At 75.3% G+C, this 11,156-nt stretch carries 12 protein-coding genes and 1 pseudogene; 5 read left to right on the top strand and 8 right to left on the bottom strand.

The window, feature by feature from the left end:
- Positions 1-61: 61 nt before the first annotated feature.
- The 3 genes from ACFWEK_RS12390 to ACFWEK_RS12380 form a co-directional block, all read right to left on the bottom strand.
- A complete protein-coding gene (locus ACFWEK_RS12390; RefSeq protein WP_430554238.1) occupies positions 62-2,389 on the bottom strand; it encodes a bifunctional metallophosphatase/5'-nucleotidase in 2,328 nt (775 codons plus the stop codon).
- 79 nt (positions 2,390-2,468) lie between these two features.
- On the bottom strand, positions 2,469-2,876 hold the full coding sequence (locus ACFWEK_RS12385) for a DUF3817 domain-containing protein (RefSeq protein ID WP_430544618.1): 408 nt from the start codon (positions 2,874-2,876) through the stop codon (positions 2,469-2,471).
- A gap of 188 nt (positions 2,877-3,064) precedes the next feature.
- On the bottom strand, positions 3,065-3,631 hold the full coding sequence (locus ACFWEK_RS12380; RefSeq protein WP_430554237.1) for a hemerythrin domain-containing protein: 567 nt from the start codon (positions 3,629-3,631) through the stop codon (positions 3,065-3,067).
- A gap of 49 nt (positions 3,632-3,680) precedes the next feature.
- On the opposite strand from ACFWEK_RS12380, the gene ACFWEK_RS12375 reads away from it, so the two are divergent.
- From ACFWEK_RS12375 to ACFWEK_RS12365, 3 genes are all read left to right on the top strand, one after another.
- Positions 3,681-4,532: an endonuclease/exonuclease/phosphatase family protein gene (locus ACFWEK_RS12375; protein ID WP_430554236.1), complete on the top strand. Its 852-nt coding sequence runs from the start codon at positions 3,681-3,683 to the stop codon at positions 4,530-4,532.
- Positions 4,533-4,703: 171 nt separating this feature from the next.
- Positions 4,704-5,624, top strand: coding sequence for an alpha/beta fold hydrolase (locus tag ACFWEK_RS12370; RefSeq protein WP_430554235.1), 921 nt, complete (start codon positions 4,704-4,706; stop codon positions 5,622-5,624).
- A gap of 19 nt (positions 5,625-5,643) precedes the next feature.
- The gene (locus tag ACFWEK_RS12365; RefSeq protein ID WP_430544622.1) at positions 5,644-6,306 is read left to right on the top strand and encodes an MBL fold metallo-hydrolase; all 663 of its coding nucleotides are present in this window, start codon (positions 5,644-5,646) and stop codon (positions 6,304-6,306) included.
- A gap of 64 nt (positions 6,307-6,370) precedes the next feature.
- On the opposite strand, the gene ACFWEK_RS12360 is transcribed toward ACFWEK_RS12365, so the two are convergent.
- A complete protein-coding gene (locus ACFWEK_RS12360; RefSeq protein ID WP_430554234.1) occupies positions 6,371-7,519 on the bottom strand; it encodes a GNAT family N-acetyltransferase in 1,149 nt (382 codons plus the stop codon).
- Positions 7,520-7,613: 94 nt separating this feature from the next.
- Here ACFWEK_RS12360 and ACFWEK_RS12355 point away from each other — a divergent pair, with 94 nt between their 5' ends.
- Positions 7,614-8,165 carry a GNAT family N-acetyltransferase gene (locus tag ACFWEK_RS12355; protein WP_430544624.1) on the top strand — a complete coding sequence of 184 codons (552 nt, stop codon included), beginning with the start codon at positions 7,614-7,616 and terminating at the stop codon, positions 8,163-8,165.
- A gap of 64 nt (positions 8,166-8,229) precedes the next feature.
- On the top strand, positions 8,230-8,829 hold the full coding sequence (locus ACFWEK_RS12350; RefSeq protein WP_430544625.1) for a GNAT family N-acetyltransferase: 600 nt from the start codon (positions 8,230-8,232) through the stop codon (positions 8,827-8,829).
- A gap of 12 nt (positions 8,830-8,841) precedes the next feature.
- Here ACFWEK_RS12350 and ACFWEK_RS12345 read toward each other — a convergent pair whose 3' ends face one another.
- The 4 genes and pseudogenes from ACFWEK_RS12345 to ACFWEK_RS12330 form a co-directional block, all read right to left on the bottom strand.
- Positions 8,842-9,633: an SDR family oxidoreductase gene (locus tag ACFWEK_RS12345; RefSeq protein ID WP_430544626.1), complete on the bottom strand. Its 792-nt coding sequence runs from the start codon at positions 9,631-9,633 to the stop codon at positions 8,842-8,844.
- Positions 9,634-9,712: 79 nt separating this feature from the next.
- Positions 9,713-10,240 carry a VOC family protein gene (locus ACFWEK_RS12340; protein ID WP_430554233.1) on the bottom strand — a complete coding sequence of 176 codons (528 nt, stop codon included), beginning with the start codon at positions 10,238-10,240 and terminating at the stop codon, positions 9,713-9,715.
- 63 nt (positions 10,241-10,303) lie between these two features.
- On the bottom strand, positions 10,304-10,984 hold the full coding sequence (locus tag ACFWEK_RS12335) for a helix-turn-helix domain-containing protein (RefSeq protein WP_430554232.1): 681 nt from the start codon (positions 10,982-10,984) through the stop codon (positions 10,304-10,306).
- Between the two features lie 21 nt (positions 10,985-11,005).
- Positions 11,006-11,156 (bottom strand): annotated as a pseudogene (locus ACFWEK_RS12330) (preprotein translocase YidC); the annotation flags it as partial.

Below are 11,156 nucleotides of genomic sequence, written 5' to 3'. Positions count from 1 at the left end.
GGCCCGTGGCTCTGGGGCGCTGCGGGCCGGGCCGTTCATGCGCGACGTGTCGGGGCACCCGTCACAGACCGCCGAAGATGACCTCCCACAGGCTCTTCACCCGGATGGTGGTGGTCGTCGTGGCGGCCTCGGTGGCGTCGTCGCCGGAGTAGCGCAGCTCCACCTCGACGGTGCCGGGCTTGAACGGCCCCGCCCACAGGCGCGCGTCGCCCTTCTTGTTCAGCGTGGCGGTGTCGACCTTCTTGCCGTCGACCGTCGCGGTGACCTTGCCGGTGGGCGTGCCGTCCGGCGTCTCGACCGACACCGCGAGGCGCACCGGCTGGAACCAGGCGACGGCGGACTTCGGCGCGTCGACCGTGAGGGTCGGCGTGGCCTTGGCCGGCTCGGCCACCTCGATCGGCACGGTGACCTCGGTGCCGGTCGCCGCGCCGGACAGGGTGAGCGTCGCGGCGCCGGACGGGGCGTCGGCGGGCAGCTCGACGGCGACCGACGCGGTGCCGATCGTGTCGTACGGCTCGGTGCCCGCGGTGCTGTCCACGGCGGCGGTGCCGAGCACCTGGTCACCGAGGGACACCGTGAGCTCCGGGTCGGTGACGTCGCCGGGCGCCGACATCGACCAGGAGGAGACGTCGAACGCGACGGTCGCACCGGGCTCGTACGCCTCGGGGGCGTTGGCCGGGAACGAGACGCCGACGGCGCGCTGGCCCGGGTCGACGGCGAGCGGCTCGCCGGCGGCGTGCGTCGCCATGTAGTCGACGAACGCCGCGAGGTCGGCCTTGCCCGTGTCGCGGGCGTTGGCGCCGTCCGCGAAGGCGCGGAAGTTGTCGCCGCCCGACGCGAGGAACGAGTTCACCGTGACGGAGTACGACGCCGCCGGGTCGATCGGCTCGCCGTCCAGCCACATGCCGGTGATGCGGTCGCCCTCGGGCCGGTTCGCGTCGAAGGTGGAGGTGAAGCCCTCGGAGACGCCGAGCCGCAGGAACGGCCGCGACGGCACGTTGCCGTCCTTGTCGCGCTGCCACTGCTGCTCGAGGACCGTCTTGATCTGCTCGCCCGTGAGGTCCATGTTCACGAGCGTGTTGGCGAACGGCTGCACCGCCGCCGCCTGCTTGTACGTGAGCGTGCGCGGGAAGGCGTCCGTGCCGCTGCCGACCATGTCGTCCCGCAGGCCGCCCGGGTTCATGAACGCGATCTGCGCCGCGCCCGACTCGGGGGCCTCCGTGGCCCAGCGCTGCACCTCGGCGACGAGGTTGCCCAGCGTGGACTCCCCGCCGCGGTTCTCCGCGCCGGAGGACAGCTTGGCGCGGTTGAACGCCCCGCCGATCTGGCCCAGCGGCTCGGCGCCGAGCACGTCGGCCTCCGCGACGGCGTCCGACACGATCGACGTGACGGCCGGGTCGGCCGGGTACTGGCCCGCCAGCGGCAGGATCCCCGTCTCGACGCCGACCGGCTCGCCCGTCGCGGCGTCCACCGAGTACGTGAGCTGGTTGAGGTTGTAGCCGTACTGGCCGGCGGAGACGACCGGGCGCTCCGTCACGGCCTCGCCCGCCCACTCGTCCACGGGGAACGCGCAGTCGTACGCGAGGTGCGTGTGCCCGGAGACGATGGCGTCCACGTCGGGGCTGACGTCGTTGACGATCTCGGCGAACGCGTCGTCCGCCGTCGGCATCGCGGCGCAGTCCGTGGACTTCGCACCCTCGTGCACCAGCATGACGACGAGGTCGGCGCCCTCGGCCTTGAGCTCGTCGGTCTCCTCGTTCACCGAGTCGACGATGCCGCGCACCTCGAGGTCCGCGATGCCCGCGGGGCTGACGAGGGCGGGCAGCTCCTCCGTGACGGCCCCGACGAAGCCCACCTGCACGTCGCCGAAGTCCTTGATCCACGTGGCGGGGACGGCGTCGTCGCCGGTCGCCTTCATCTTGAGGTTCGCGGCCACGTACTGCCACTGCGCGCCGCCGTACGGGTTCGTCTCGGCGTCGAAGGGCGCCATGACGCGGTTCAGGAGGTCGTCGTAGCCCTGGTCGAGCTCGTGGTTGCCGACCGCCGACACGTCGAGGCCCGCGGCGTTGAGGGCGTCGATCGTGGGCTTGTCGTGCTGGATGAACGACTCGAACGTGGACGCGCCGATGAGGTCGCCCGCGGCCGCGAACACGGTGTTCGGGTTCTCGGCGCGCAGCTGCTGCACCGCCCCGGCCAGCACCGCGGCACCGGCCTCGGTGCCGTTCGCCTGGATGCGGCCGTGGAAGTCGTTGGTGGCGAGGATCTGGACGTCGACGATCGGGTCGGCGCTGGCGGACGCGGCGCCGGCGGTGGCGATCCCCGCGAAGGCGAGGGTCACGCACGCGACGCCGGCGGTCCGCCGGCGTGCGAGGGGACGGACGAAGGACATGAGTGCTCCCTGAGGTGAGGAGATATCAGGGGCACCGTAGCGGCGCCGGGCGACGCCGGCGTGGCGGGCGGGGTAACGATCAGGAAACCGTCGTCTCGTCGTCGAGCCGGGTCTCGACGGACTTCTCTGACGACACTGCCGACGACGGCGCCGCCGGCTCGCTCAGGTGGCCCGTGCGGCGCAGCCACCACTCGGCGAGCAGCGTCGTCAGGGGCGGGACGGCGGCCGCGAGCGCCACCAGCGCGCGGAACCAGCCCCAGCGGAGCTTCACCGCCGCCACCAGCGCCACCACCACGTACGCCACGAACGCCGCGCCGTGCAGGCGGCCGAACAGCCAGACGCCCGCCTCCGTCGTCTCCGTGACGTACTTGAGGAACATCCCGACCAGCAGGCCCGCCCAGGTGAACGCCTCGATCACGGCGACGACGGCGAAGACGCGGCCGACGACGGACAGCGGCGGACGGGGGGACACGGGCGTGGCGGGCATGGCGGACCTCTCGGGCGGTGCGGGACGGCGGTGCGCCCAGTCTGCCCGACGTGCGCCGTCGTCCCGCCCGACGAGGTGACAGCCCGTCGGCACCGTTCGGCGCGGCACTTCCGGCTCGGCGCGGCAGTCTGAGCTGCCGCCACGAGCGCGAGCTGCCGCCGCGAGCGCGCGGGCCGGTCGCGCACGGCTCAGGCGAGGGGACCCAGGGCGGCGCGCCGGTCGGTCCCGGCCAGGGCGACGGCGAGGGCCGGCTCGTCGAGCACGGCGATCAGCCGCTTCTCCTCGTACCGGAAGTGCGTCTCCATGACGGCGTCGATGCCGTCCAGGTGCCGGTCGAGCGCGGCGGCGTCCGCGCCGGCGTCGACCGCGCGGGACAGCTCGCCGAGCAGGTGGTCGAGCAGCCGATGGTCGCGCTGCAGCTCGGCGACGACTCCCGCGAGGTCCGGGCGCAGGTCGAGCAGGGCGGTGAAGACGGTGGCGTCCTCGCCGCGGTGGTGGCCCTCGAGCGCCTGGCAGAAGCCGTGGCAGTAGAGGCCGAGCAGGCGGCGCGGGTCGGCGCCGTCGGACGGGGCGGGCGCGGCGTCGCCGGCGGAGTCGACGGCCTCGCGCGCGACCTCGAGGGCGTCGCGGAGCCGGGCGTGGACGGAGCGCAGCTCCTGGCCCCAGGCGACGAGTCGAGCAGTGTCGGTGTCGATGTCGGCGTCGGTGTCGGGGCGGGCGGCGGGCGGGGCGGCGTCTCGGGAGGGGTCGGTCACGATGCGCCCGAACCTAGCAGCGGGCGGGTGCCCGGGTACGGTGGCGGCCGTGCCCGACACCCTCCCCGCCGCGCCCGACGACGCCCCGCTGGTCGGCGCGCCCGACGCCGATCTGCTGCACGTGATGAGCCTCAACGTCCGCTGCGCCATCGACGACACGCTCCCCGGCAGCCCGGACCACTGGCCGGACCGCGCGCCCCTGGTCGGCCGGCTGCTGGCCCGGGAGCGGCCGACGCTGCTCGGCGTGCAGGAGGCGCACTTCGCACAGCTCACGACCGTCACCGGAGCGCTGGGCGACGACTACCGGTCGGTGGGGCACGGCCGCGAGGGCGGCGCCGCCGGGGAGCACTCCGCGATCGTCTACGACGCCCGGCGGCTGTCGCTGCTGTGGTGGGACCAGTTCTGGCTGTCCGACACGCCCCGGCTGGCGGGCTCGACGTGGGACCACGTCTACCCGCGCGTCGTCACGTGGGCCCGGTTCCGCGACGAGCGCACGGGCGCCGATCTCGTGCACGTGAACTCGCACTTCGACCACGAGTCGGAGCCCGCCCGCGTGCGCAGCGCCGAGGTGGTGCGCGACCTCGTCACCGGGTCCGGGCTCCCCGCCGTCTTCACCGCCGACTGCAACGCGCCCGCCGAGCGGTCCGCGCCCTACGACGTGCTCGTCACCGACGGCGGCCTGCACGACGCCTGGGTGGTCGCCGACCGACGGCTCACCCCCGACGTCGGCACGTTCCCCGACTACGGCGAGCCGGTGCCGGGCGGCGAGCGCATCGACTGGATCCTCACCTCCCCCGGCGTCGAGGTGCGCGCCGCGGCGACCAGCACCTGGCGGCAGGACGGCCGCTGGCCCAGCGACCACACCCCGGTCCAGGCGCTGCTGCGCCTGACGGCCGCCTGAGCACTCGGCGATGGCCGAGCGCTCGGCGCGGCACCTTCAGCTCGGCGCGGCAGCTCGAACTGCCGCGGTGAGCCTCGAGTGCCGCGCTCGACGGTCGGCGGGTGGGACTCGACCGGGAAGGTCCGACGCCGTCGAGCGATGAGTCCGGCCGGGCTGCCTCGTCCCTCCTTCATGACGCGACCTCCTGACCCCTCGTCCGTCGGGCCCGCGGACGGTGAAGCCCTCGGCCCGGAGCTCTTCACCGACGGCGCGGCCCCGCTGTGCTACCAGGCCGTCGGGGACCCCGCCGACCCGACGATCCTGCTGCTCGGCGGCGTGGCGTCGTCGATGGACTGGTGGCCGGCGGACCTCTGCGCCGCGCTGGCCGCGGGCGGGCGCCGCGTCGTCCGGTACGACCACCGCGACACGGGCCGCTCCGTCACCTGCCCGCCCGGCGCCCCCGACTACACGAGCCGCGACCTCACCGAGGACGCGCTGCGGGTGCTCGACGACCTGGGCGTCGTGCGGGCGCACCTCGTGGGCCTCTCGGCGGGCGCCGCGATGGTCCAGGAGCTCGCGCTGGAGCGCCCCGACCGGGTCGCCTCGGCCACGCTGATGTCCACGACGCGCGCGTTCGCCGGGCCGGACGACGCCGCGCTCCCTCCGTCCGCCCCCGAGCTCGCGTGCCTGTGGGACGGCCCCTCCCCCGACCCCGGCGACGCGGACGCGCTGATCGAGGCCGTCGTCGCCGACGACCGCGCGCTCACCGGCCGGGGCGACTTCGACGAGTCGCGCACCCGCGCCCTCGCGACCCGCGCCGTCGAGCGCTCGATCGACGCCACCGCCGGGACGAACCACTTCGCCGCGGACCCCGGGGCCCCGTTCGAGGGCACCCTGACGGACCTCACCGTGCCGACGCTCGTCGTGCACGGCCGCGAGGACCCGCTGTTCCCCGGTCACGGCGCCGCGCTGGCCGCGGAGATCCCCGGGGCGCGGCTGCTGGTGCTCGACGGCGTCGGCCACCAGGTCGCGCCGCCGTCGTCGTGGGACGTGCTCCTCCCTGCCCTGCTCGAGCACACCTCCGGGCCCACCGTCGAGCGCGCCCCCAGGTAGCGGGTCCAGGATGGGCGCCATGTCCTCCCTCACCCTCACCACCTGGGGCCACGCCGGCGTCCGCCTGGAGCGCGACGGGCGCGTCCTCGTCATCGACCCCGGGACGTTCACGGACCCGCGCATCCTCGACGGCGCCGACGCCGTGCTCGTCACCCACGAGCACGTCGACCACGTGGACGTGCCCCGTGTGGCGGCCGCGTCGGCCGCCGACGGCGGGCCCGCGCTGTGGGCCCCGGCCGCCGTCGTCGAGCAGCTCACCGAGGCCGGCGCACCCGCCGAGCGGCTGCACGCCGTCGACGGCGGGGACTCCTTCGACGCGGCGGGGTTCGCGGTGCAGGCCCTCGGGCACGTGCACGCGACCATCCACCCGGACATGACCCCGCCGGCCAACGTCGCGTTCCTCGTCGACGGCACGGTGCTGCACCCGGGCGACTCGTTCACCCCCGCCCCCGAGGGCGTCCGGGTCGACGTGCTCGCCCTGCCGGTCGCGGCGCCGTGGCTCAAGCTCGCGGAGGCGATCGACTACGTGCGCCTGGTGGCGCCGCGCGTCGCCGTGCCGATCCACGACGCGATCCTCAACGACGCCGGCCTGGCGCTGGTCGACCGCGTCGCGGGCGGGCTCGGGGGCGCCGGGTACCGCCGCCTGGCCCCCGGCGAGCCCCTCGAGATCCCCCTCCCCTGACCTTCGAGCAAGCGATCCGTCGCGCCATCCGTGTCGTGGGCCCGGCGGATCGCTTGCTCGAAGATCAGCCCCGGCTGAGGGGCACGACGTCGGCGAGCGGCGCCTGCAGCTCCGCCGAGCCGCCCGCGGGCCGGAACCCCAGGGCCACGTTGATCGCCAGCATCGGGCCGTTCGTCTCGTTGTTCCACGTCGAGATCCGGCGCGCGGCGGGGCGCAGGCGCGTGTGCTCGCGCAGGTTCACCGCCTTGAGGAGCATGCCGAGCCGGTGGCCACGGTGCCCGGCCAGCACCACGGTGCTGTCCTGCTCCGTGAGCTCGGGGCGGTCCTCGTCCCACGCGAGCAGCGTCATCCCCGCCAGGGTGCCGGTGGCGACGTGCTCGGCCACCGTGACGAGCCCGGTCCCGCCGATCTCGGCCCGCTTCGCCTCCTCCAGGCGGATGCGCGCGCCGTCCCACCGCTCGGCCTCGAGCGCGAGGCCGCCGTTGGGCTCGTCCTCGGACAGGCTGTGCTCCAGCGCCGCGAGCTGGTCGACCCACCGCTCGGGCGCGGGGTCCTGCCAGGTGTGCAGCCGGTAGGCGTCGCCGGCGCGGGCCGCGGCGTCCGCCACGAACCGGTCGACGACGTCGTCGGGCAGCGGGACGTCGAGGACCGACCGCCGCGCCACGATCTCCAGCCCCAGCCCTGCCCGGCGGGCGAACCGCATGCCGGGCAGGGCGGCGGACACGTGGCCCGGGCCCTCCCGGGGCGCGAGCGCGTCGGGGGCGTCGGCGGGCGGCTCGACGGCGAGCTCGACCTCCGCGAACACGGTGGTGCGGCACTCGGTGAGCGCGACCCGGCGCAGCCGGTCCGCGATCGCCGACCCGATCCCCCGCCCGCGGTGGGAGGGCAGCACCGCGATCCGCACGACGGCGAGGTGCCGGTTGTCGGAGACGGGCAGGACGAGCACGCCGTGCCCGACGACGCGCGGCGAGCCGTCCTCGGCCTCGCCGTCCAGCGCGACGAGCCGGTGGTGGCGCGCGTGCTCCTGGTGGCGGTCGCCGACCAGCAGGTCGACGCCCCGGGGCGCGAGGTCGTCGTGCCCCAGGTCGGCCAGCCCCACGGCCCGCTCCAGCGCCGCGACGCCGTGGTACGCCCAGGCCTCGGGGGCGTCGAGCCGGTCGGCGCGGGGCGGTTCGACCAGGCGCCACGTCGGTGTGGCCGCGGAGGTGCTCATGCCTCCACGGTGCGCCGCACCGGGGGTCCGCGTCACGCACATTTCGAGGTCCGACGTCGCGGTTCGCCCGCCCCGGCGCGTAGGGTGCCTGACCGTGACGACCGAGACCCCGCTGCCGGTGACCACGGGCCGACTGGTCCTGCGCGCGCACCGCGCGGAGGACCTCGAGCCCCTGCTCGCCTATTACGCCGACCCGGAGGTGGCGCGCTACCTGCTCGAGGAGCCGTGGACGCCGGACGTCGCCGAGGCGCAGCTCGCGAAGCGGCTCGCGCGCACCCGCATCGACGAGCCCGGCTCCGCCCTCGCGCTGATCGTGGAGCACGACGGCCAGGTCGTCGGGGACGTCGCCCTGTGGACGACGGGCGACACCGTCTCCCGCGGGGAGATCGGCTGGGTCTTCCACCCCGAGTTCACGGGCCAGGGCTTCGCGACCGAGGCGGTGCGCGCCGTCCTCGACCTGGCGTTCGGCTTCTACCGCATGCACCGCGTCGTCGCGCAGCTCGACGCCCGCAACGAGCCGTCCGCCCGCCTGTGCGAGCGCGTCGGCATGCGGCGCGAGGGGCACCTGCGTCAGGACTGGTGGTCCAAGGGCGAGTGGACAGACACCCTCGTCTACGGCGTGCTCAAGGGTGACCGCGCGGCCTGACCCCGGTTCTCCGGGACGGTCGACACCTGTGGAGAGCAGCCGGGCGGCCGGGCACGATGGGGCGATGACGTCCGACATCGTGGTCCGGCCGGCGAACGAGGCGACGTGGGACGACCTGCAGACCGTGCTCGGCCCGCGCGGCGAGGGGGCGCGCTGCCAGTGCCGGTGGTTCCAGACGCCGTCGTCCGACTGGCGCGAGACCGCCCGCGAGGAGCGGGCGGCCGCGCTGCGCCGCGACACGCACTGCGGCGAGCCGGACGCCCCGACCACCAGCGGGCTGGTCGCCTGGCTCGATGGCGAGCCCGCCGGCTGGTGCGCCGTCGAACCCCGCACCGCGTACCCCCGGCTGCGCACGGCACGTGTGCCCTGGTCGGGGCGGGAGGAGGACAAGGACGACGACGGCGTGTGGGCCGTGGTCTGCTTCGTCACCCGCGCCGGGTACCGCCGCCGCGGGGTGAGCGCGGCTCTCACCGCCGCCGCCGTCGAGCACGCCCGCTCCCGCGGGGCACGCGCCGTCGAGGGCTACCCGATGGTCGTCGAGCCCGGGTACAGCGACTCGTGGGGCGAGCTCTACGTCGGGGTGGCGTCGGTGTTCGAGGCCGCCGGGTTCCGCGAGGTGAGCCGCCCGACGGCGCGCCGCGCGGTGATGCGCGTCGACCTCTGACCTCGTCGTGGCTCAGCGCCGCGCGACGTGCTCCGCGAGGAACTCGGCCCACGTCTGCTTGCCGACGGCGCGGTCGGGCGCGAGGTTGCCGCCCGCCGCATAGGCCCGCGACGCCGCGCCCGGCACGCGCACCGGCATCGTCGGGCGGTGCGACCCCACCGCGTCGAGGTAGTCGCGGACCATGCCGCGGAACGTGTGGATCTCGGGCCCGGCGACGTCGGGCACCCGCCCCTGCGGGTCGTCGAGGGCGAGCTCGACCAGCCGTGCCGCGACCTCGTCCCCCGCGATCGGCTGCGCCCGCCAGCCGGACGGCGTGGGCACGACCGGCAGCTTCGCGAGGGCCTGGGCGGCGATGAGCACCAGCTCGTGGAACTGCGTGGCGCGCAGGTTGCTCCACGGGATCCCGGACTCCTCCAGCACGCGCTCCTGGGCGAGCTTGCTCTCCATGTACCCGAGAGCGCGACGGTCGAACCCCGACCTCACCGGCACCTTCTCCGCGCCCACCACGGAGACGTTCACCAGGTGCGGCTCGCTGCCCGCGTCGCGGATCGCCCGGACCAGCGCCCGCGCCGTCTCCTCGTTGTGCAGCTGGTCGCCGGCGAGGTGGACGACGACGTCCGCGTCGCCCACGGCCTGCGCCAGGCCCTCGCCCGTCGACCAGTCCCCGACGACGTACCGCACGCCGTCCCCGTCCGCGTGCGGGCTGCGGCTGAGCACCCGCACCTGTGCGCCGGTGCGTACCAGGCGCGGCACCACCAGCCTGCCGAGATGTCCCGTACCGCCGGTGACCAGGATGCGTGCCATGCCGTCCTCCTCCGTCGGCGCGCCCCGTCGGCGCGTCCTGCACTCCCGACGGGGCGGCGGGCGAGGACGTGACCGCGGCTCAGGCGACGGGGTCCTGCAGACGGGGCAGGGTGGCGACGAGGGTGTCGCGGATGTAGGTCAGCTCCGGCGTCGGCTCCCACTCGACGTCGCTCTCGGCCTCGCCCTCGGCACCGTCGCCGGCCTCCGCCCACTCGCCCGCGGCGTCGTCCTGCGGGGTGGAGTACACCCACCACAGGTTGTTCCAGGGGTCGACGAAGCGGGAGAAGACCTCGCCGAAGAACGCGGTGGGCTCCGTCACGACGTCCGCACCACCGGCTCGCGCCCGCTGGAGCACCGTGTCCACGTCGTCGACGTAGACCTGCAGCAGGGAGGGGGTGAACGGCCAGCCGGGCTTGCGCTCGCCGAACATGACGGTGGTGCCGCCGATCTGGAGCTCGGCGTGCAGCAGCAGCCCGTCGCGGTCGACGGTCCGCGCGTCGGGATGCTCGACGCCGTCGAACACGTCGACGAGGAAGAGGATGAGGTTCTCGACGTCGCGGCTGATGATGAACGGGTTGATCGTCGAGAATCCTGGGGGGACGGCCATGGTGGCTCCTTTCGTCCCCGCCATCACACCGCGCCGGCCGGGGGCCGGTCTTGAACGAGAACGTCACCGGGCGGGCCGTCGGCGGGCGGCGGCCGCGAGCACCGCCGCCGGGGTCCGCCCACGGATGAGGCGCAGGCTGCGGGTCAGGTGCGCCTGGTCGGCGAACCCGGCCCGCGCCGCCGCCTCCGCCGGCGCGACACCGCCCTGCAGGAGGGCGTAGGCCCGCTCGGCCCGTCTGACCTGCTCCACCTGCCCCGCCGTCAGCCCGACCGTGCGCCGGTAGCGGCGCTGCCAGGTGCGCGGCGACGCGCCGTCCCGCTGACCGTCGAGCGCCGCGCGCACGCCGTCGTCCACGCCCAGCGGGCCGAGACGCACCATCTCGTCCACCCAGTCCTCGAGCTCGTCGAAGGCCGGCAGTGTCGTCCACCGCTCCCCGAGCCGCACCTGCCCGGAGCGCACCGGCAGGTCGACGGTGGCCCCGAGCACCGGCTGCTTGTCGAGGCCCGTGACCACCACGAACGGCGCCAGCTCCACGCCCCAGTAGCTCTCCCCCACGACGCTGGTCGTGCTGCGGGCGCTCAGGCTCGGCCCGTCGAGCTCGCCGCCGAGGCTCCCGTCGGCGCGACGGATGAAGGAGATGCCCCAGTACTCCGAGCCCGCCACGAGGTACTCCCCCTGCTCCTCCACGGTCGCGCGCCACACCGTGCGCACCGCGAGGGTCGAACCCGGCCGCTCGAACCACATGGCGTCACGGTAGCGCCGGGCTCACCGCCCGGGCCTGTCCGGGGTCTCGGCATCGAGCGGGAAGCGGCGCCGCAGCAGGATCCGCTGGACCAGGGTCCACGCCACCGTCACCAGGAGGTAGAGCCCCGCGGCGAGCGGGACGACGCACGCCACGACGGCGGTGGCGAACTGC

The sequence above is a fragment of the Isoptericola sp. NPDC060257 genome (assembly GCF_042726645.1).
GTDB lineage: Bacteria > Actinomycetota > Actinomycetes > Actinomycetales > Cellulomonadaceae > Isoptericola > Isoptericola nanjingensis.
The sequence above is the reverse complement of the archived record's forward strand: the minus strand, read 5'-3'. Positions and strand labels throughout refer to the sequence as shown.